The organism is Herbiconiux sp. (assembly GCF_004297105.1).
Lineage (GTDB): Bacteria > Actinomycetota > Actinomycetes > Actinomycetales > Microbacteriaceae > Herbiconiux.
Genome location: NZ_SCVE01000010.1, coordinates 76,171 through 96,148, shown reverse-complemented (window position 1 = coordinate 96,148; position 19,978 = coordinate 76,171). Strand labels below are relative to the sequence as shown.

Below are 19,978 nucleotides of genomic sequence, written 5' to 3'. Positions count from 1 at the left end.
CACAATCTGAAACACGAGAGAAATGTTCAAGTCGAATAATAACAAAACGGGGATGAACCACCACCTCGTCTTGTGGGAGAGGATTTGCCGATGACGACGGTGCGCGCTGCGATCACCCAAGCGACCTGGACAGGCGACAAGGAATCGATGATCGCCAAGCACGAGCAGTTCGCTCGTGATGCGGCAGCCGACGGTGCGCAGGTGATCTGCTTCCAGGAGCTGTTCTACGGGCCCTACTTCGGCATCACGCAGGACAAGAAGTACTACGACTACGCCGAGGCGGCCGACGGCCCCATCGTGCAGCGCTTCGCCGCCCTCGCCAAAGAGCTGAACCTCGTGATCATCCTTCCGATCTACGAAGAGGACCAGCCCGGCGTGTACTACAACACGGCCGTGGTGGTGGATGCCGACGGCACGATCCTCGGCTCGTACCGCAAGCACCACATCCCGCACGTCGACCGCTTCTGGGAGAAGTTCTACTTCCGGCCCGGAAACCTCGGCTACCCCGTGTTCGACACCGCCGTCGGCAAGATCGGCGTCTACATCTGCTACGACCGGCACTTCCCGGAAGGATGGCGCGAACTCGGCCTGAACGGAGCCGAGATCGTGTTCAACCCCAACGCCACGAAGCCCGGCCTCTCGAACCGGCTCTGGGAGCTCGAGCAGCCCGCGGCCGCGGCGGCGAACGGCTACTTCGTGGCCGCCCCGAACCGCGTGGGCCGTGAGGACAACGAGTACGGCGACCTCGCCGTCACCTTCTACGGCACCAGCCAGTTCGCCGACCCGCAGGGCAACATCGTGGGCGGGTACGCCTCAGGCGACCAGGAGGAGATCGTGATCCGCGACCTCGATCTCGACATGATCCGCGCGGTGCGCAACGACTGGCAGTTCTACCGCGACCGCCGGCCTGACTCGTACACGAGCATCCCGAAACCGTGACCCGCCGAGCAGAGCAACGGAGCTGACGATGACGAAGACACTGATCACCAACGGGACCGTCGTGAATGCGACCGGAACCGCCCAAGCGGATGTCCTGATCGATGGCGACACGATCGCTGCGGTTCTGGCCCCGGGAAGCACGCTTCTCGGGTTCGATCTGGCACGCAACGTCGACGAGGTCGTCGACGCCTCCGGCAAGTACGTCATCCCGGGCGGGATCGACGCGCACACGCACATGCAGATGCCGTTCGGCGGCACCGAGGCCAGCGACACGTTCGAGACCGGAACCCGTGCGGCGGCTCACGGCGGCACCACGAGCATCATCGACTTCGTGGTGCAGTACGCCGGCGAGAACATCCTCGACCAGTACAACCTGTGGCAGCAGAAGGCCGCCGGCGAGTGCGCCGTCGACTACGGCTTCCACCAGATCCTCTCCGACGTGCAGGACTCGAGCCTCACCGCGATGGATGAGCTGATCAACGAGGGTGTCACCTCCTTCAAGCTCTTCATGGCCTACAAGGGCGTGTTCCTCTCCGACGACGGCCAGATCGTGAAGGCGATGCAGAAGGGCTCCCAGAACGGAGCCCTCATGATGATGCACGCCGAGAACGGGTCGGTCATCGACCTGCTCGTGCAGCAGCACATCGAGCGCGGCGAGACCACGCCGTTCTACCACGGCATCTCGCGCCCGTGGCAGGCGGAGGAGGAGGCCACCCACCGGGCGATCATGCTCGCGAACCTCACCGGCGCCCCGCTCTACATCGTGCACGTCTCCGCGAAGGAGGCCCTCGCGCAGATCACCCAGGCGCGCGACACGGGCCAGAACGTGTTCGCCGAGACCTGCCCCCAGTACCTGTACCTGAGCCTGGAAGACCAGCTCGGTGCCACCAGCCCGGAGTGGGGCGATTTCGAGGGCGCGAAGTGGGTGTGCTCGACGCCGCTGCGCTCGAAGCACGAGGGCCACCAGCACCACATGTGGCAGGGCCTGCGTACGAACGATCTCCAGGTGATCTCCACCGACCACTGCCCCTTCTGCATGAAGGGCCAGAAAGACATGGGGATCGGCAACTTCTCGAAGATCCCGAACGGCATCGGCTCGGTCGAGCACCGCATGGACCTCATCTACCAGGGTGTCGTGATGGGAGAGATCAGCCTCCCGCGCTGGGTCGAGCTCACGAGCACCACGCCGGCGCGGATGTTCGGCATCTACGGCAAGAAGGGCGTCATCCAGCCCGGGGCCGACGGCGACGTGGTGATCTACGACCCGAACGGCCACACGTCGATCGGTGTGGGCAAGACCCATCACATGAACATGGACTACTCGGCCTGGGAAGGCTACGAGATCGACGGCCACGTCGACACCGTGTTCTCCCGCGGCCGCAAGATCGTGGATGACAACAGCTACCTCGGTCGCAAGGGCGACGGCGCGTACTTCAAGCGCGGCCTCAGCCAGTACCTGATCTGACCGATCTCCGAGAGAAAAAGGAACCACAGCATGGATTTCGGCGCCGTCGTACAGACCAACCCGCCCGCCGCCCGCACCGTCGGGCTCGCCAAGCTCAGCGAGCAGTTCGGCTTCGACTACTTCTGGACCTTCGACTCGCACCTGCTCTGGCAGGAGCCCTATGTGATCTACAGCCAGATCCTGGCCGAGACGCACAAGATCAAGGTCGGCCCGATGGTGACGAACCCGGCCACCCGCGACTGGACGGTCACCGCATCCGTCTACGCCACGCTCAACGAGATGTACGGCAACCGCACGGTGTGCGGCATCGGCCGCGGCGACTCGGCAGTGCGCGTCACCAATGGGGCGCCCACCACGCTGAAGTCATTGCGCGAATCGATCCACGTCATCCGCGAACTGGCCAGCAGCCGGGCCGTGGAGTACAACGGAGCCACGTTGCAGTTCCCCTGGAGCCAGGGCTCCGAGCTCGAGATGTGGGTGGCCGCCTACGGCCCGCTCGCCCTGAAGCTCACGGGCGAGGTGGGAGACGGCTTCATCCTCCAGTGCGGTGACGTCGACATCGCCAAGTGGATGATCGAGCGGGTGCGCACGGCCGCCTCCGACGCGGGCCGCGACCCCATGGCCATCAAGTTCTGCATCGCCGCCCCGATGTACATCGGCGACGACTGGGAGCACATGCGCGACCAGTGCCGCTGGTTCGGCGGCATGGTGGGCAACCACGTGGCCGACATCGTGTCGAAGTACGGCACGGATGGCGCGGTTCCGCAGGCCCTCACCGACTACATCGCGGGTCGCGAGGGCTACGACTACAACGAGCACGGCCGAGCGGGCAACACCCACACGAGCTTCGTGCCCGATGAGATCGTCGACCGGTTCTGCGTGCTCGGCACCGCGAAGGACCACATCGAGAAGCTCGAGCAGTACAAGGAGATCGGCTGCACCCAGTTCGCCGGCTACCTCCAGCACGACAACAAGGAGGAGACGCTCCGCGTCTACGGCGAGACGGTCATGCCGGCCCTCCGCGACCACATCACGGCCAAGGCATGAGCCGAGGCTCCGAGAAGGGCGCCCCGCGCGGCAACCAGACCCTGAGGCGCATCGCCTTCGGGGCGGCAGGCATCGTGCTGCTCGTGGTGCTGTGGGAGCTCTACAAGGCCCTCGGGCCGGCATCCGGAGTCGTGGTGGGCGACCTCACGATCCTGCCGCGCACCACGGATCTCGCCATGCCCCACGTCTGGGACATGGTGGGCCGGTTGTTCGAGAACAGCGGCGGCGGCCGTAACGCCGCTCCGGTGTGGGTCGATGTGCTGCAGGCCTCGGTGTTCACTCTCGGCGTGGCCGCCGTGGGCTGGGTGGTCGGTGTCGTCGTGGGGATGCTGCTCGCCGTGCTCATGCAGCGCTTCCGCACGGCGGAGTCGGCGGTGCTGCCGTGGATCATCCTCAGCCAGACCGTTCCGCTCATCGCGATCGCACCCCTCGTGCGGCGCTGGGGTTCGCAGCTCGAGTTCGGCGACTTCACCTGGGAGAACTGGATGTCGGTGGCCGTGATCGCCTCATATCTCGCGTTCTTCCCCGTGTCGATCGGCGCTCTGCGCGGTCTCAACTCGCCCGACACCATCCACGTCGAGCTGTTCCGCAGCTACGGAGTCGGATGGTGGCGCACCCTGTTCACTCTCCGCCTCCCCGCAAGCGTTCCGTACCTCCTGCCGGCCCTGCGGCTCGCGGCCGCCAACGCCGTCATCGGCACGGTCGTGGCCGAGGTCTCGATCGGCCTGCGCGGCGGTCTCGGCCGCATGATCATCGAGTTCGCCCAGCAGGCTTCGGGCGACCCGGCCAAGACCTGGGCGCCGATCTTCGGGGCCATCGCCGTGGGGCTCGTGGCCGCCGGCTTCATCGCACTTCTCGGAGTCCTGCTCCGTCGCTACCGCAGAGGGGAGGTGCCCGCATGAGCGAGGCGCCCGCAGCATCCGCCACCCAGCCCGTGACGGCCACCGATGTCGCCGCCGCCGTGCAGGTCACCGGCGTCGACAAGGTCTTCGTGGGCAAGAAGAAGGCCACCGTGACGGCACTCGAGAACATCGATCTCACGGTCGCGCCGGGCGAGTTCGTGTCGCTCATCGGGCCCTCCGGATGCGGCAAGTCGACGCTGCTCCGGCTCATCGCCGATCTCGACACCCCGTCGACGGGCTCGGTCACCGTGTTCGGCAAGACGGCTCGCCAAGCGCGCATCGACCAGGAGTACGGCATCGCCTTCCAGCAGGCCGGCCTCCTGCCCTGGCGCACCGTCACGGGCAACATCGAGCTGCCGCTCGAGCTGCACAAGGTGGGTTCCGCCGCCCGGAAGGCGCGCTCCGCCGAGCTGCTCGCCCTCGTGGGCCTCTCCGACTTCGCGGAGAGCTACCCCGACCAGCTCTCGGGAGGCATGCAGCAGCGCGTGGCCATCGCCCGTGCCCTCGCCGAGAGCCCGCGCCTGCTGCTCATGGACGAGCCGTTCGGCGCGCTCGACGAGATGACCCGCGAACGGATGCAGACCGAACTCGTGAAGATCACCGCCGAGACGGGCGCCGCCGTGGTGTTCGTCACCCACTCCATCCCCGAGGCCGTGTACCTGTCGAACCGCGTGGTGGTCATGTCGCCGAGGCCCGGGCGCATCCGCGACATCCTCACCGTCTCGCTCGGGTCGGCTGCCGAGCGCAACGAGCAGCTGCGCGAGAACGAGGCCTTCTTCGAGAACGTCAGCAAGGTGCGCGAGCTGCTGCACGGCGAGGCGCCCGTGGGCGTGCGCGGGGTCGAGACGCGATGACCGCCACCACGGTCACCGCACCGGCCCCCGGTGCGGGCACGGCGTCGAAGCAGCCGGCGGCGGGCGGGGCAGGTGCCGGCCGTCTGCGCACGATCCTCGCGCCCGTGCTTCTCGGAGTCGTCGCACTGCTGCTGTGGCAGCTCGCCGTGGTCGTGTTCGACATCAAGCCGTTCATCGTCCCCGCCCCGCTGTCGATCGGTGGGGAGTTCGGCACGAACATCGCCACGGTGGTGGCGGGCGCGGTCGTCACCGGGGGCAATGCCCTGGTGGGACTCGTCATCGGCGGCATCGTGGGCATCGTGTTCGCCATCCTCGCCGCCCTCGTGCGGGTGGTCGACGAGCTCTCCGTGGCCATCGTCGCGGCCCTCGCCGTCATCCCGATCGTCGCGCTGGCCCCCGTGCTCTACACGATGTTCGGGGCCGGTGCCGAGACGGCGCGGCAGCTGGTGGCCGCCATCGCCGTGTTCATCCCCGTGTACATCAACACTCTCCGGGGCCTGCGGCAGGTGCGCCCGGTGCACCGCGATCTTCTGCATGTGTATGCGGCATCCGCGTGGCAGATGACGCGCACCGTCACCGTGCCCGGTGCGTTGCCGTTCATCTTCACCGGGCTGCGCATCGCGTCGAGCCTCGCCGTGATCTCCGCGCTGATCGCCGAGTACTTCGGCGGACCCGTCGGCGGCCTCGGCAAGTCGATCACCTCGGCCGCCTCATCGTCGAACTACAACCTCGCCTGGGCCTATGTGCTCGGCGCCATCCTCGTGGGTCTCGTGTTCTACTGCGTCACCCTCGCAATCGAGATGTTCGCCACCCGGCACTACCGGCCGACGAGCTGATCGAACAGGCCTCGCGCTCCCGCACAGCACTTCCGGGAGGCGTTGGATGTCCGCACCACCGCCAGCACCACACAAGGAGGAAGCAATGAAACACAGCACACGTCTCATCACGGGCGTCGGGGCTCTGGCCGTCACCGCGCTCGCGCTCGCCGGTTGCTCGAGCGGGGGCTCGTCGACCGATTCGACCGATTCCGCCAGCGGTGATCTCACCCCGGTGACCCTGCAGCTGCAGTGGTTCTCGCAGGCCCAGTTCGCCGGCTACTACGCGGCGGTCGACCAGGGTTTCTACGAGAAGGAGGGCCTCGACGTCACCATCCTCGAGGGTGCGGCCGACATCGTGCCGATCGACGTGCTCACGGGCGGCGACGCCGACTTCGCGATCTCCTGGGTGCCCAAGGTGCTCGGCTCGATCGAGCAGGGCGCGGCGGTGACCGACATCGCGCAGATCTTCGAGCGGAGCGGCACCACCCAGATCTCCATGAAGGATGCCGGAATCACGAGCACCGCCGACCTCAAGGGCAAGACCGTCGGCAGCTGGGGCTACGGCAACGAGTGGGAGCTCTTCGCGGGCATGGGCAAGGCCGGGGTGAACCTCTCCGACATCTCGCTCGTCTCCCAGGCGTTCGACATGAACGGGTTCCTGGCCGGCGACATCCAGGCCGCTCAGGCCATGACCTACAACGAGTACGCGCAGGTGCTCGAGACGATCAACCCGGCCACGGGCGAGCTGTACACGCCCGACGACCTGAACGTCATCGACTGGAACGACGAGGGCACCGCGATGCTCCAGGATGCGATCTGGGCCGACTCCGACCGCCTCGCGAGCGACTCCGCCTACGCCGACACCGCGGTGAAGTTCATCAAGGCCTCCATCGAGGGCTGGGCCTACGCCCGCGACAACCCGGAGGAAGCCGCGAAGATCGTCACCGCCTCCGGCTCCCAGCTCGGTGAGAGCCACCAGCTCTGGATGACCAACGAGGTCAACAAGCTGATCTGGCCCTCCACCTCGGGTGTCGGCACGATCAACCAGGACCAGTGGGACCAGACGGTGAAGATCGCCATGGACACCCCCAACGAGACGGGCTCCACCGTGATCACCTCGGAGCCGCCGGCCACCGCGTTCTCGAACGAGTACGTGGAGAAGGCGCTCGCCGAACTGAAGGACGAAGGGGTCGATGTCATGGGCACCGACTACAAGCCCATCACGGTCACCCTGAAGGAGGGTGGCAACTAGCCACCCCTTCCTCCTCGCGACTCGCCAAAATCCGGTCTACCTGACCGCAGTTGGACAGGATATTGGCGAGTCGCGAGGATCTACTCGCACTACCCAGAAAGAAGCACGCACCATGACTCTCGACCCCGCCGACCAGCAGCTCACGCGCGAACTCGATCGTGCCCACGTCTTCCATTCGTGGTCGGCCCAGGGGGCGTTGAACCCCATGGTGATCGCCGGCGGTCTCGGGTCGACGGTGTGGGACTTCGAGGGCAACGAGTACCTCGACTTCTCGTCGCAGCTCGTGAACACGAACATCGGGCATCAGCATCCTGCGGTCGTGTCCGCCATCAAGGAGCAGGCCGACATCCTCACCACCGTGGCCCCCGCCCACGCCAACCTGACCCGGGGCAAGGCCGCTCAGCGCATCCTCGACCGGGCGGGCGCCTCGTTCAACAACGTGTTCTTCACCAACGGCGGTGCGGATGCGAACGAGAACGCGATCCGGATGGCGCGGCTCTACACGGGCCGGGACAAGGTGCTCTCGACCTACCGCTCCTACCACGGCAACACCGGTGCGGCCGTGGTGGCCACGGGCGACTGGCGGCGTGTGCCCAACGAGTATGCGCGCGGCCACGCGCACTTCTTCGGGCCGTTCGCATACCGTTCCGAGTTCTGGTCGTCGACGCCCCAGCAGGAGTGCGAGCGGGCGCTGCACCACCTCGAGCGGGTGATCGTGTCGGAGGGTGCGGCCTCGATCGCGGCCATCCTCATCGAGACCGTGCCCGGCACCGCCGGCGTGCTCGTGCCGCCGCCCGGATACCTCACGGGAGTGCGAGCCCTGGCCGACAAGTACGGCATCGTGCTGATCTTCGACGAGGTGATGGCCGGATTCGGCCGCACCGGCGGCTGGTTCGCGTTCCAGTCGCTCGCCGAGCAGGAGGGCGGTGTCGTCGAGCCCGACCTCATCACCTTCGCCAAGGGGGTCAACTCGGGCTACGTGCCGGCCGGTGGTGTGATCATCTCTCCGTCGATCGCCGAGATCTTCGACGACGCCGTGTTCCCGGGCGGCCTCACCTACTCGGGGCATCCGCTCGCGATGGCGGCCATCGTCGGCACTCTCGACGCCATGGAATCGGAGGGCATCGTGACGAACGCCGAGCGAATCGGTCGGGAACTCCTCGCCCCGGGCCTCGCGGCACTCGCGGAGAAGTACGAGATCATCGGAGACGTGCGTGGTCTCGGCGTGTTCTGGGCGCTCGACCTCGTGACCGACCGGGAGACGCGCGAGCCGGTGCCCGCATCCGTGATCGGGGCGCTGAAGGCTGCGCTGCTCTTTCGGGGGCTACTGCCCTTCACGGCCGACAACCGGCTGCACGTCGTGCCGCCCTGCGTCGTCACCGATGCCGAGGTGGAGAAGGCGCTCGCGCTCTACGACGAGGCGTTCGCCTCGCTCGCCTAGTCCGACCCCAGCCCGGGATCAGCGGTGTTCGAGCCGCTGCGCCCAGGTGCCCGCCGTCGGGTCGGCGGTGGGCACCCGGCGGTGGCCGTCGCGCACCAGCGTGTCGACGGTGGCGGCGATCCCGGTGGCGGCGAGAAGGGCGAGAACGACGAGGAGTGCGATCATGGTGTGCTTCCTTCCGGGAGGGCAACGAGGGTGCGGTGCCTGGTCCCCTCACCGTGGCAGCGGATTGTGATTAGATCAATCGAGTAGTTCTGCTGTCTCGTTGTAGAGTTCCTTCATGGATGTCAGACGGCTCGAACTGCTGCGTGAACTCGCCGAGCGCGGGAGCATCACCGAGGTGGCGCGCGCCACCCACCGCACGCCTTCCGCGGTGTCTCAGCAGCTGCGCGTGCTCGAGCGAGAGGCAGGGCTGCCGCTCACCGAGAAGGCCGGACGCGGCATCGTCCTGACGGATGCGGGCCGTGCGCTCGCCCGCAGTGCCTCCGATGTCGCTGTCGCCATCGAGCACGCGAATGCGTTGTGGGACGAGTTCCGCAACGACCCCACCGGCGAGGTGTCGCTGGCCACCTTCCCGACCGGGGGCCAGATGCTGCTGCCCGGTGTGGTGAAGCGCCTCGACGAGGTGGGCGGGCTCACGCTGCACTGTTCCGACCGCGACCCCGAGAGCGACGACTTCCCCGCGCTGACGGCCGACTTCGACATCGTCCTCGCGCACACCGCCTCGTCTGCGGCCACGAACTGGCCCGCGCGGGAGATCACGGCCGTGAAGCTCATGACGGAGCCGCTCGACATCGCACTGCCCCCGGGGCATCCGCTGGCGTCGAAGGACATGCTCGACCCGGAGGATCTGGTGGGGGAGCGCTGGATCGGGGTGCCTTGGGGATACCCCTTCGAGCGCACCATCCAGGACATCTCGACCGCAGCCGGGGCGCCGATGAACGTGGTGCAACGGTTCGGTGACACCCGCGTCACCGAGGCGTTCGTGGCGGGCGGGCTCGGCATCGCCATCCTGCCCTGCTACACGGCCGGCGGCGCGTACCGAAGTGAGATCGTGCTGAAGAACCTGCGTGGCGTCGTCGCCGAACGCCACATCTTCGCGCTGATGCGCCCCGACCGCGCTGAGCGGCTGGCCGTGCGCACCGTGATCGACGCGTTGCGCGCCGAGGCGGATGCGGTGGTGGCCGCGAACGTGCACCGCAACCCGCCCCGCGACTGACGGAGGCCCCCACGATCGACGGTAGAATCTCGCAGTGAGCACATTCAGGAAGACCCCTTACACGGTCAACGTGCGCGATCTCATCCACAAGCCCGGAGAGATGCGCGAGCACTCCCTCGCCATCGTCACGAAAGACAAGCTGGGCGAGGGTCTGGTGGCGGTGCAGGCCGGCGCGGAGCTCGATCTCGACCTGCGGCTGGAGTCGGTGCACGAGGGTGTTCTCGTGAGCGCAGAGCTCTCCGCAGAGGCATCCGGTGTCTGCGGGAGATGCCTCCGCGACATCATCCAGCCCGTCGAAGTCGAATTCCAGGAGATTTTCGCGTATTCTTCTGACGAAGCTTTCGATTACGAGGTTCACGACGACCATGTCGATCTCGAACCTCTGATCAGGGATACGGTGGTGCTGTCACTTCCGTTCCAGCCGGTGTGCACGCCGGATTGCCCAGGCCTCGACCCGGTGACGGGCGAGAGACTGGCCGATCAGCCGGTACAACGTGTGCCCGATGTGATCGACCCGAGATGGTCGGCGCTGGCCGGCCTGAGTCTGCCTGAGAAGTCGGGCGGCGCGGAGAAGGCTTCCGAAGACATGGACGCAAGCGGCAAGTAGTCGCGGTGTCGAGACCGCCGGTTGTGTGCGAGCAGCGCAGATCCGGCCGAACAGAAGAGAGATAGTCATGGCGGTTCCGAAGCGGAAGCAGTCACGTTCCAACACCCACGCGCGTCGTTCGCAGTGGAAGGCCGAGATCCCCACGCTCGTCAAGACCGTGGAGAACGGCAAGACCACCTACAGCCTTCCGCACCGCGCGAAGGTCGTCGAAGACTCCGCCGGCACCCCGCTCTTCATGGAGTACAAGGGGCGCAAGGTCGCCGACGTCTGAGTTTATTGTCACGGGTCGTGGGGCGTTGATTTTCAAGGACGTGCCGCGAGCAGGCAATATCGGCACGGTGCCCTACGGGGACGTGCCGCGAGCAGGCAATATCGGCACGGTGCCCTACGGGGACGTGCCGCGAGCAGGCAATATCGGCACGGTGCCCTACGGGGGCGTGCTGCGAGCAGGCAGTCTCGGCACGGTGCCCTACGGGGGCGTGCTGCGAGCAGGCAATATCGGCAGGGTGCGACACGGTGACTTCTGAATTCGAAGGTGACCGGTCGCACCTTTTGGCGACCCTGCAGATCGAGCTCGATCCTGAGCTCCTCGATCTCGCGCTGACGCACCGCTCGTACTCCTACGAGCACGGTGGCGTGCCCACGAACGAGCGCCTCGAGTTTCTCGGCGACTCCATCCTGGGCCAGGCCGTCACGGTGATGCTCTACACCACCTACGACGCCCTCGACGAGGGCGAACTCGCGAAGAGGCGGGCGTCGCTCGTCTCGACCGTGGCTCTGGCCGAGATCGCCCGCACCATCGGACTCGGGCCATTTCTGAAGCTCGGTCGCGGCGAAGAGCTCACGGGCGGCCGCGACAAGGCGTCGATCCTCGCCGACACGATGGAGGCGCTCATCGGGGCGACCTTCCTCGACCAGGGTGCGGATGTCGCCACCGCCCTCGTTCTGCGCCTGGTGGCGCCGCTGGCCAGCGACCCGTCGCGCTTCGGCGTCACCATGGACCCGAAGACCTCCCTGCAGGAGCGCGCCGCCGCCAATGGCTACGAGGCGCCGGTGTATTCGATCGCCGAGAGCGGGCCGGACCACCAGAAGGCGTTCCACGCCACGGTGACCCTCACGCGGGCGAAGGGCGGCGGCGAGCCCCTCACGGCCACGGGCGATGGCAGCAGCAAGAAGCAGGCCGAATCGATTGCGGCCGCGACGGCATTCGCCCTGCTGGCCCCTCCGGCCGCGAAGGCCTAGGCGGTGCCCGAGCTCCCCGAGGTCGAGGTGGTGCGGGCCGGCCTCGAACCGGCGGTGGCGGGGGCCCTCGTCACCGCGGTGGAAGTGTTCGACCAGCGGTCGCTGAAGCGGCACAGCGCGCTCGAGGGGTCGTTCGTCGACCTCCTGGAGGGCCGCCGCATCCTGGCGGCCGCACGACGGGGCAAGTTCTTGTGGTTCCCGCTGTCAGATGCCGGCGGCAGGGCTCAGGCGCTCGTGACCCACCTCGGCATGAGCGGCCAGGTGCTGTTGCGCACACCGGGGGTCGAGGAGGGCGGGCTGCTGCGCATCCGGTTGCACATCGAGCACCCGGAGCACGGCGAGTTCTGGGTGAATTTCGTCGACCAGCGCATCTTCGGGTCGATGGCGGTGGATTCGCTCGTGCCGACCTCGGACGGGCATGCGGGCGGGTACTTCGGGTCCGCGGCGGCAGGTGCACCCGCGAGAGATTCCGTGTCGGCGTCCGCGACCTGGACCGGGCCCGCTGACGCTCGGTCCGCCGATGACTGGCGAATGCGCGTGCCGTCGCAGGTGGCGCACATCGCGCGCGATCCGCTCGATCCTGCCTTCGACGAGCGCCGGTTCTTCGCGGCCTTGGCGCGGCGGCGCACGGGGCTCAAGCGAGCGCTGCTCGATCAGACGCTCATCTCCGGCATCGGCAACATCTACGCCGACGAATCGCTCTGGGCCGCGCGACTGCACTACGAGTACCCGACCGATCGCCTCGCGCGCGCGCGAGCCCGCGAGCTGCTCGCCGAGGTGCGGCACGTGCTCGAGAAGGCGCTGGCCGAGGGCGGCACGAGCTTCGATGCACAGTACGTGAACGTGAACGGGGCGTCGGGGTATTTCTCGCACAGCCTCAACGCCTACGGGCAACAGGGCAAGTCGTGTTCCCGCTGCGGCACGCCGATCGTGCGCGAGGCCTTCATGAACCGCTCCTCGCACCTCTGCCCGCGCTGTCAGCGCCTGCCGAGGGCTCCACGGGCCGAATCCGTCTGAGAACTTCTCTGCATCCTGCAATCCGTGCCGGAAAGTTCCCCCTGGTGAGCTGTAATCTGCAGGAAATCTTCATGTAACGATTCGCGACATTGGCGTCGCTAGCGTAGGCATCCCTGCACCATCCACGAGCGGTTCGCTCCTGGCTCGCTACGCGGTGACGATCTCACCGACGCCTTCCACCCGGCCACGGCCGGGCCTGCGTCGCGCCGCGTTCTCTTGCGGTCCGAGCGACTGACGCCGCTCTCGATCAGCGAAAGTAGGACCACGTCCTGATGCACACAACACCGACCCGCCGCCGGCGGATCCGAGCGGCCGTCCTGGCCGGCGGACTCGCCGTCGGCCTCTCCCTGCTGGGCGGCGCGGGCGCCGCCGTGGCCGCGCCCGCCGCGACCTCGGTCACCCTCACCGCGACACCGGATGTCGCCCCCGGCGCCGTCGTCGACGTGGCCGTCGGTCTCGTCGCCACCTCCGACGTCTTCGCCTACGAGATCGAGCTGCAGTTCGACCCGGCACTGCTCGCCTACGTGCCCGACTCGGTCACCGGGCCTGACGGCGGATTCATCTCGGCCACCACCGCCCCCGGATCGATGACCCTCCTGCAGACGCGGCTGGGCACCTCGCCCGCCCTGTCGGGTGACCTGGCGGCCACCGCGCAGTTCACCTCGCTCGCCCCCGGGGACGCCGTGATCACCGCATCCGTGACCCTGGTCGACGGCGACGGGGCCACGACGGTGCTGGCCGACGAGCCGACCGCCCCGGTGACGATCACCGCGCCGCCGGTCACCGAGCCCGAGCCCACCGCGGAGCCGACGGCCACGCCTGCTCCGACCTCTGCGGCGCCCACCGCGACGTCGACCCCCGCTGCCGTCGCGGTCTCGGACGGCAACCTCGCCCTCACCGGGTTCGGTGTCGGCGGACTCATCCTGTTCGCCGTCGTGGCTGTCGCCATCGGTCTCGTCGTGGTGCTTCGGCGCCGGGCTGCGAGCGCACGATGAACCCCATCTCCCACGCTCCCGCCTCTGTGAGGAAGACCTCTGTGAATTCTCGACACCTCCGAACCATGGCCGCTGCCGCGACGTGCCTCGTCTCGGCACTCGCCCTCGGCACTCTCGTCGCCGTGCCCGCCAATGCGGCGCCGGAGACCCCGACGGCCGCGCTGCTGGCCCCGTTCTACACCGAGCTCGACGTGACGGGCGATCGCCAGGTGACCACGGATGACCTCGCGGTGGTCTCCGCGCACCTCGGCGCCACCAGCGCCGACGGCGACTGGGCATCCGTCTCGGCTGCCGACGCGGATGCCGACGGCGCCATCACGGTGACCGACCTCGCGGCCGTCTCGGGCCGCATGGTCTATGACGACGGGCCCTTCGAGATCGTCGAGGCCTCGGCGATCGACATGCAGGCCGCCATGAACGCGGGGGTCGTGACCTCGGTGCAGCTCACCCAGGACTACCTCGACCGCATCGCCGCCTACGACAAGACGGTGGTCGACACGGGTGCCGGCGGTCGCGCGCTCAACTCGATCATCACCACCAGCGACGTCGCTCTCGAGGCCGCTGCGGCCGCCGATGCCGAGCGTGCCGCGAACGGCATGACGAGCATGCTGCTCGGCATCCCGATCGCCGTGAAGGACAACTACGACACCACCGACATGCCCACCACGGGCGGTTGTGCGTGCTGGGATGCGAACCAGACCACGACGGATGCGGCCATGGTGGCGGGTCTCCGCGACGCGGGCGCCGTCATCCTCGCCAAGGCGAGCCTCGACGAGTTCGCCTACGGGTTCGCCTCGGAGTACACCTCGTTCCAGGGCACGGACCCCACCAGCGGCCAGCAGCTCACCACCCTCGTGGCCAGCCCGTACAACACCACAAAGACCGCGGGCGGTTCGAGCGGCGGAACGGGCGCGGCCATCTCGGCGAACCTCGCCGGGATCGGGTTCGGTACCGACACCGGTGGTTCGATCCGGGTGCCTTCGACGTACAACCAGCTCGTGGGCATCCGGCCGACCGTCGGCCTCACGAGCCGCGACGGCATCATCCCGCTCGCCCTCTCGCAGGACACCGGCGGGCCGATCGCCCGGAGCGTGACCGACGCGGCCGTGGCGCTCGACGCGGTGACCGGTGTGGATGCGGCCGACCCGGCCACGTCGGCACAGGAGGGTCTGGTTCCCGAGTCGTACACCGAGGCGCTCGACCCCGATGCGCTCGCCGGCACCCGCATCGGCTACGTCACGTCGATGGTGAGCACCAACGCCACCACGCTGCGCCTGTTCAACGAGGCCGTGGCGACCCTGACGGCCCAGGGCGCCACCGTGGTGCCGATCACGGTGCCCACCGACCGCAACGATCCGTTCAACAAGGTGCTCAACGAGAGCAGCGGTTCGACGAACGAGTTCAAGCACGACCTGAACACGTACATCGAGAACCACCTGTCGTCGGATGTGACGCTGCGGAGCCTCGGTGACATCATCGCCTCGGGCAAGATGGTGCCCTCGCGGATCAACGGCACGTACACGCCGCGCAACAACGTGAGCGAGGAGACCTACCAGAACTGGGCGGGCCCGACAGGCACGCACACGACGCAGATCGCGACCGGCAAGGCGTACGTGACGCAGATGATGGACGACCAGGATCTGGACGCCCTCATCTACCCGTCGGGCACTCCGTACGGCACGTACAGCACCAACATGCGGCTGAGTCCGAACACCGGGATGCCGTCGATCACGGTGCCGATGGGTCAGGCGATCGCCGCCGACAACACGACGGTCGGAGCGGGGGTCAACCTCGAGTTCCTCGGGCGTTCCTACGATGAGAGCACGATCATCGGTCTCGGCTACGCCTTCGAGCAGGCGACGCACGCGCGCACCACGCCCGCGCTGTACGGCCCGCTCGACTGATCGCAGCCGCGGCCCCGCATCCGGACGCCCGCCCTGCCGCCTCCCCTCGGGGAGCGCGGAGGGGCGGGCGTTCCGCGTCGAGTTGCCACATGTTGTGGCAACTCGCTCCGCGAGCCCACGACGAGTGGCAAGTGGGTGTGGGCGCGGCATCCGGTTGCCAAATGTTGTGGCAACTCGCCTCGGGAGCCCGCAACAAGTGGCAAGTGGGTGTGGGCGCGGCATCCGGTTGCCACATGTTGTGGCGACTCGCGCCGGGAGCCCGCTACGAGTGGCACGTGGCTGTGGGCGCGGCATCCGGTTGCCACATGTTGTGGCGACTCGCGCCGGGAGCCCGCTACGAGTGGCACGTGGCTGCGGGCGCGGCATCCCGTTGCCACATGTTGTGGCAACTCGCCCCGCGAGCCCACGACGAGTGGCAAGTGGATGCGGGCGTGGCTGTGGGCGTGGCATCCGGGTGCCACAAGATGTGGCAACTCGGGGGCGGTTGCCACAACTTGTGGCAAGTGAATGACGGTCAGGCGTCGGCGGGAGCGGCCGGGGCCGCGTGCTTCACGTGGGCCGCGATGTGGCCGAGCAGCGCGGCGATGAGGGTGACGATCGCCGCGACCGCCACGCCCCAGCCGATGTGCGCCACGAGCAGCAGTGCACCGAGGCCGGCGCCCGCGGCGATCAGCACGATCGCCGCGGCACGGCGGAACCAGGGCTGGCCTGTGCCGCCCGCCAGGCGGGAGTCGGCGGCGAAACCCGTGATGGTCGACGTGACGACCACGGTGGTGACATCCTTCACCGCGATGTGCCGCGCGGTGGCCGCCTGCAGCCCCATGGCCGAGGCGAGGAAGAACGTGATCACGAGCTCCCACGGCTGCGGCGGCTTGCCGCCCAGGATGAACAGGGCGATGGCGAGCCCGGCCAGCACGATGCCGACGACGGTGAAGAGCCAGGTCGTGCGCGTGGTCCAGCCCGCCTTGACGGGGCGCAGCACGCGACCGCCGATCACGGCGCCGAACATGAACGCGAACAGTGCCAGCAGGGGCCCGAACCAGGGCAGGTCGTCGGCCCCCGCGAGGGCCATGCCCAGGATGACGACGTTGCCGGTCATGTTGCCCGCGAACACCTTGTCGAGCCCGAGATAGCCGACCGCGTCGACCACTCCGGTGGAGAAGGTGAGCGCCAGCATCAGGGCGAGGTGGAGGTTGTCGCGGTTCGAACGGAGTCGCTGCAGCACGGGGGTCCTGTCGGTGGTCGGTGCTCGGAGTTCCGGATGATTCATCCGGGCTGTTCCAAGAGTGGAGGGCGCACGTTTCGACGGTATTAAGAGCCGTTTCGGCCGTGCTAACAATGCCCCTGAACGGTAGCCGGTGCATCCGGAGCCGTGCAAACGGGCGATACCCTCAGGGAACGAACCACGAGGACGGAACCTGATGTCGATGTTGGCGGCACTACAACCCGGCGCGGGGGAGATCCGCGCCACCGAGTACCTGGCGGCCAGCCGCGACACGGTGATGTGGGGTCGGCTGCCCTGCGCGGCCGACCGGGCCGTGCTCGAGATCGACCCGGGCACCGACGTCACGATCGACACGATCAGCCACGAGGGCATCCTCGAGGACCAGGGCCGCGACCCCGCCGCCTTCTTCGCCGCACACGGGGTGACCCGCGACTTCGTGCTCGACGACGCGGTGGCGCTCGCTGCCTCCGACTACGATCGCCGCGCATCCGATGGGCCGCACGTGATCACCGGGCCGATCGCGGTGCGCGGGGCACGGCCGGGCGACCTTCTCAAGATGACGGTGCTCGAGACCAGCCCACGGGTGCCCTACGGGGTGATCTCGAACCGGCACGGCAAGGGTGCACTCGTGGGGGAGATGCCGCTGGTCGAGCACAACGTCAGCATCTTCGCCGAGCTGCAGGACGCCCTGGACGGCTCTCGCGTCGGCACGCTCCCGCTCGTGCCCGGGGGCGAACGCTCGGTGCGTTTCCCGCTCGACCCGTTCCTCGGCATCATGGGTGTCGCCGTCGCCGGGTCGTCACGCCCGCACTCCGTGCCTCCCGGAGCGCACGGCGGCAACATCGACATCAACCTGCTGACGGTGGGGTCGTCGCTGTATCTGCCGGTGCAGGTTCCGGGCGCGCTCGCCTACGTCGGTGACCCGCACTTCGCGCAGGGCGACGGGGAGGTCGCCCTCACAGCGATGGAGGCGTCGCTGCGCGTCACCATCCGCTTCGACCTGCTCTCGCAGGCGGATGCGCTCGCCGAGTTCGGCGAGGTCACCGGCCCGCTGGCCGAGACGAGCGAGTTCCTCGTGCCGACCGGCATGGACGAAGACCTGGATGTGGCCGTGCAGAACTGCGTGCGCGCTGCTCTGGGGCTGCTCGAGGCGCGGTACGGCATGGACCGCGCCCTTGCCTACGCCTACCTCAGTGCCGCCACCGACTTCGACATCTCGCAGGTGGTCGACATCGTGAAGGGCGTCCACGCGCGGGTACGGTTGGCGGATTTCGCGGGTGTCGCCCGGGGTGGTTCGTCGATCGGGGGCCGGCGTGGCTAGGCATGGACGAGCGGATGCGCCCCTCGACGTGATTTCGATCGACGGGTCGCTCGATCCGTCGTCTCTCGATGAGCTGCTCGCCGCCTTCTCCGGCTACGAGTCGGCGCTCATGACGAACGACCTCGAGGCGCTCGACCGCTACTTCGCACCCGGACCCACCACACTGCGGGGCGACCCGAGCGCGCTGCTCGTGGGGCACGACCGAATCAGTGCGTTCCGGGGGCTGCGCGGCGGACTGCCGCGGCGCACGATCACCGAACTGCACGTGCGGGTCGTCTCGCCGACCGCGGTGCTGCTCGTGTCGGTAAGTGTGCCCGTGAAGGGCGGCTCGGGGCTGCAGACGCAGCTGTGGCAGCGGATGTCGCGTGCGGCATCCGGGTCGGCTCTCGGGGAGTCGACGGCGGGCGACTGGGTGATCACGGCGGCGCACGTGCACGGCGCGGCGCCGGCCCTCAACGGCACCATCTGGCGGGTGGTCGGGAATCCGTTGGTGCCGGCGCTGCCGGCGGTGGTGGCCGAGGGCGTCCTCGATCCGGATGGCCTCCCGGTCACGGTGCCCCAACCGCTGACGGGCATGACGGTGGCGGTGAAGGACCTCTACGACGTGGCCGGTTTCGCGGTGGGGGCCGGCATCCCGGAGTTCCTGGCGGAGGCGCCGGTGGCCACGGTGGATGCGCCGGCCGTCGCCGCGCTGCGAGCCGCCGGGGCAGCGGTGCAGGGCATCGCCCAGACCGACGAGTTCGCCTACAGCATCGCGGGGAGGAACGTGCACTACGGCACCCCTCCGAATGCGGCGGTGCCGGGTGCGATTCCCGGTGGTTCGTCGAGCGGGCCGGCCTCCGCTGTCGCCCTCGGGCAGGCCACGATCGGGTTGGCCACCGACACGGCCGGGTCGATCCGGGTGCCGGCGTCGTACCAGGGGCTGTGGGGGATCCGCACGACGCACGGGGCGGTGAGTGCATCGGGGCTGTGGCCGCTCGCGCCGTCGTTCGACACGGTGGGGTGGCTGACACGGTCGGCGCCGGCGCTGCGCGCTGCGACTGCCGCGTCACTCGACCGTGCGCCCGGTGCAGGGTTCGAGCCCATGCCGAGTCCGGGCGGGTCGGCGGCGGCGTCGCTGGCGGCGCGGTTCGTGGTGTCTGCCGATCTGACGGCGTCGTGCGCTCCTGACGTGCGAGCGGCGTTCGCGGCGTTGGTCGCGGATCCGGTGTTCGCCGAGGTGGAGCAGGTGGAACTCGGTTCTCTCGACGAGGTGTTCGCGGCCTTCCGCACGGTTCAGGGCGCGGAGGCCTGGAGGCAGGACGGCGCGTGGATCGAAGCGCACCCGGGCGTTCTCGCCATGGATGTCGCGGAACGATTCGACATCGCGTCAGAGGTCACCGCGCAACAGGAGTCCGCAGCGAGAGACGTGCTGGCGGCAGCCCGGGCCCGGTTCGACGAGGTGCTCGCGGGCCGCATCCTGCTGCTGCCCTCCGCGTCGTCGGCCGCTCCCGCGCTCACCGCCTCGGGCGAGGACATCGCGGTGGCTCGCTCGTCGACCCTGCGGATGACCGCCGTGGCGGGCACGGGCGGCTACCCCGCGATCTCGGCCCCCCTCATGACGGTACCGGCGCCCGGGGGCACGGCTCCCGTCGGCCTGTGCTTCGTGGGCCCGCGCGGCACCGACCTCGACCTCATCGACGTGGCGGCCGCGGTCGCGGAGGCCCTCCGCTCCTGACCCGAGCGGGTGA

General features: G+C 68.5%; 20 protein-coding genes. 18 read left to right on the top strand and 2 right to left on the bottom strand.

Going from position 1 to position 19,978, the window contains the following annotated elements; genetic code table 11:
- Positions 1–90 precede the first annotated feature (90 nt).
- The 8 genes from EPO52_RS06165 (at position 91) to EPO52_RS06130 (ending at position 8,718) form a co-directional block, all read left to right on the top strand.
- Positions 91–939, top strand: a complete 849-nt coding sequence (locus EPO52_RS06165; protein ID WP_290803490.1) for a nitrilase-related carbon-nitrogen hydrolase — start codon at positions 91–93, stop codon at positions 937–939.
- A 28-nt stretch (positions 940–967) separates the two neighbouring features.
- Positions 968–2,404: a dihydropyrimidinase gene (gene hydA / locus EPO52_RS06160; protein WP_290803488.1), complete on the top strand. Its 1,437-nt coding sequence runs from the start codon at positions 968–970 to the stop codon at positions 2,402–2,404.
- Between the two features lie 30 nt (positions 2,405–2,434).
- On the top strand, positions 2,435–3,451 hold the full coding sequence (locus EPO52_RS06155; RefSeq protein ID WP_290803485.1) for a TIGR03842 family LLM class F420-dependent oxidoreductase: 1,017 nt from the start codon (positions 2,435–2,437) through the stop codon (positions 3,449–3,451).
- On the top strand, positions 3,448–4,353 hold the full coding sequence (locus EPO52_RS06150) for an ABC transporter permease subunit (protein ID WP_290803483.1): 906 nt from the start codon (positions 3,448–3,450) through the stop codon (positions 4,351–4,353). The genes EPO52_RS06155 and EPO52_RS06150 overlap by 4 nt, the downstream gene beginning before the upstream one ends.
- Entirely contained in the window at positions 4,350–5,207 is an 858-nt protein-coding gene (locus EPO52_RS06145) for an ABC transporter ATP-binding protein (protein WP_290803480.1), read from the top strand. The genes EPO52_RS06150 and EPO52_RS06145 overlap by 4 nt, the downstream gene beginning before the upstream one ends.
- Positions 5,204–6,043: an ABC transporter permease subunit gene (locus EPO52_RS06140; protein WP_290803477.1), complete on the top strand. Its 840-nt coding sequence runs from the start codon at positions 5,204–5,206 to the stop codon at positions 6,041–6,043. The genes EPO52_RS06145 and EPO52_RS06140 overlap by 4 nt, the downstream gene beginning before the upstream one ends.
- 85 nt (positions 6,044–6,128) lie before the next feature.
- Positions 6,129–7,277, top strand: coding sequence for an ABC transporter substrate-binding protein (locus EPO52_RS06135; RefSeq protein WP_290803474.1), 1,149 nt, complete (start codon positions 6,129–6,131; stop codon positions 7,275–7,277).
- 112 nt (positions 7,278–7,389) lie between these two features.
- Positions 7,390–8,718 (top strand): aspartate aminotransferase family protein, encoded by a 1,329-nt coding sequence (locus EPO52_RS06130; protein ID WP_290803471.1) that lies wholly within the window; start codon positions 7,390–7,392, stop codon positions 8,716–8,718.
- A gap of 18 nt (positions 8,719–8,736) precedes the next feature.
- Here the strand turns inward: EPO52_RS06130 and EPO52_RS06125 are convergent, their stop codons facing one another.
- Entirely contained in the window at positions 8,737–8,883 is a 147-nt protein-coding gene (locus EPO52_RS06125; RefSeq protein ID WP_290803468.1) for a hypothetical protein, read from the bottom strand.
- 115 nt (positions 8,884–8,998) lie between these two features.
- Between EPO52_RS06125 and EPO52_RS06120 the strand changes: the two genes are divergently transcribed.
- The 8 genes from EPO52_RS06120 to EPO52_RS06085 all read left to right on the top strand — a co-directional run bounded on the left by EPO52_RS06120 (position 8,999) and on the right by EPO52_RS06085 (position 15,702).
- On the top strand, positions 8,999–9,937 hold the full coding sequence (locus EPO52_RS06120; protein ID WP_290803465.1) for a LysR family transcriptional regulator: 939 nt from the start codon (positions 8,999–9,001) through the stop codon (positions 9,935–9,937).
- Between the two features lie 100 nt (positions 9,938–10,037).
- The gene (locus EPO52_RS06115; RefSeq protein ID WP_290803552.1) at positions 10,038–10,544 is read left to right on the top strand and encodes a DUF177 domain-containing protein; all 507 of its coding nucleotides are present in this window, start codon (positions 10,038–10,040) and stop codon (positions 10,542–10,544) included.
- Positions 10,545–10,611: 67 nt separating this feature from the next.
- Positions 10,612–10,815, top strand: a complete 204-nt coding sequence (rpmF, locus tag EPO52_RS06110; RefSeq protein WP_290803461.1) for a 50S ribosomal protein L32 — start codon at positions 10,612–10,614, stop codon at positions 10,813–10,815.
- A gap of 25 nt (positions 10,816–10,840) precedes the next feature.
- Positions 10,841–11,071: a hypothetical protein gene (locus EPO52_RS06105; protein WP_290803460.1), complete on the top strand. Its 231-nt coding sequence runs from the start codon at positions 10,841–10,843 to the stop codon at positions 11,069–11,071.
- Positions 11,061–11,786 (top strand): ribonuclease III, encoded by a 726-nt coding sequence (rnc, locus tag EPO52_RS06100; RefSeq protein ID WP_290803457.1) that lies wholly within the window; start codon positions 11,061–11,063, stop codon positions 11,784–11,786. Before EPO52_RS06105 ends, rnc begins: the two co-directional genes overlap by 11 nt.
- A gap of 3 nt (positions 11,787–11,789) precedes the next feature.
- Positions 11,790–12,803 carry an Fpg/Nei family DNA glycosylase gene (locus tag EPO52_RS06095; protein WP_290803454.1) on the top strand — a complete coding sequence of 338 codons (1,014 nt, stop codon included), beginning with the start codon at positions 11,790–11,792 and terminating at the stop codon, positions 12,801–12,803.
- Between the two features lie 272 nt (positions 12,804–13,075).
- A complete protein-coding gene (locus EPO52_RS06090; protein ID WP_290803451.1) occupies positions 13,076–13,798 on the top strand; it encodes a cohesin domain-containing protein in 723 nt (240 codons plus the stop codon).
- Positions 13,799–13,839: 41 nt separating this feature from the next.
- A complete protein-coding gene (locus EPO52_RS06085) occupies positions 13,840–15,702 on the top strand; it encodes an amidase family protein (protein WP_290803449.1) in 1,863 nt (620 codons plus the stop codon).
- Between the two features lie 514 nt (positions 15,703–16,216).
- On the opposite strand, the gene EPO52_RS06080 is transcribed toward EPO52_RS06085, so the two are convergent.
- On the bottom strand, positions 16,217–16,972 hold the full coding sequence (locus tag EPO52_RS06080) for a YoaK family protein (protein ID WP_290803447.1): 756 nt from the start codon (positions 16,970–16,972) through the stop codon (positions 16,217–16,219).
- A 151-nt stretch (positions 16,973–17,123) separates the two neighbouring features.
- Here EPO52_RS06080 and EPO52_RS06075 point away from each other — a divergent pair, with 151 nt between their 5' ends.
- Both EPO52_RS06075 and EPO52_RS06070 read left to right on the top strand, forming a co-directional pair.
- Positions 17,124–18,248: an acetamidase/formamidase family protein gene (locus tag EPO52_RS06075; RefSeq protein WP_290803444.1), complete on the top strand. Its 1,125-nt coding sequence runs from the start codon at positions 17,124–17,126 to the stop codon at positions 18,246–18,248.
- Entirely contained in the window at positions 18,241–19,965 is a 1,725-nt protein-coding gene (locus tag EPO52_RS06070) for an AtzH-like domain-containing protein (RefSeq protein ID WP_290803442.1), read from the top strand. The genes EPO52_RS06075 and EPO52_RS06070 overlap by 8 nt, the downstream gene beginning before the upstream one ends.
- Positions 19,966–19,978: the final 13 nt, after the last annotated feature.

Bases quoted from the DNA above. Each gene is read 5' to 3' on its own strand.
- EPO52_RS06090 (WP_290803451.1), top strand. From the start codon at position 13,076: ATGCACACAACACCGACCCGCCGCCGGCGGATCCGAGCGGCCGTCCTG.
- EPO52_RS06150 (WP_290803483.1), top strand. From the start codon at position 3,448: ATGAGCCGAGGCTCCGAGAAGGGCGCCCCGCGCGGCAACCAGACCCTG.
- EPO52_RS06155 (WP_290803485.1), top strand. From the start codon at position 2,435: ATGGATTTCGGCGCCGTCGTACAGACCAACCCGCCCGCCGCCCGCACC.
- EPO52_RS06075 (WP_290803444.1), top strand. From the start codon at position 17,124: ATGTCGATGTTGGCGGCACTACAACCCGGCGCGGGGGAGATCCGCGCC.
- rpmF (WP_290803461.1), top strand. From the start codon at position 10,612: ATGGCGGTTCCGAAGCGGAAGCAGTCACGTTCCAACACCCACGCGCGT.
- EPO52_RS06120 (WP_290803465.1), top strand. From the start codon at position 8,999: ATGGATGTCAGACGGCTCGAACTGCTGCGTGAACTCGCCGAGCGCGGG.
- EPO52_RS06115 (WP_290803552.1), top strand. From the start codon at position 10,038: ATGCGCGAGCACTCCCTCGCCATCGTCACGAAAGACAAGCTGGGCGAG.
- EPO52_RS06165 (WP_290803490.1), top strand. From the start codon at position 91: ATGACGACGGTGCGCGCTGCGATCACCCAAGCGACCTGGACAGGCGAC.
- EPO52_RS06135 (WP_290803474.1), top strand. From the start codon at position 6,129: ATGAAACACAGCACACGTCTCATCACGGGCGTCGGGGCTCTGGCCGTC.
- EPO52_RS06130 (WP_290803471.1), top strand. From the start codon at position 7,390: ATGACTCTCGACCCCGCCGACCAGCAGCTCACGCGCGAACTCGATCGT.
- EPO52_RS06080 (WP_290803447.1), bottom strand. From the start codon at position 16,972: ATGAATCATCCGGAACTCCGAGCACCGACCACCGACAGGACCCCCGTG.
- EPO52_RS06125 (WP_290803468.1), bottom strand. From the start codon at position 8,883: ATGATCGCACTCCTCGTCGTTCTCGCCCTTCTCGCCGCCACCGGGATC.
- EPO52_RS06140 (WP_290803477.1), top strand. From the start codon at position 5,204: ATGACCGCCACCACGGTCACCGCACCGGCCCCCGGTGCGGGCACGGCG.
- EPO52_RS06145 (WP_290803480.1), top strand. From the start codon at position 4,350: ATGAGCGAGGCGCCCGCAGCATCCGCCACCCAGCCCGTGACGGCCACC.
- hydA (WP_290803488.1), top strand. From the start codon at position 968: ATGACGAAGACACTGATCACCAACGGGACCGTCGTGAATGCGACCGGA.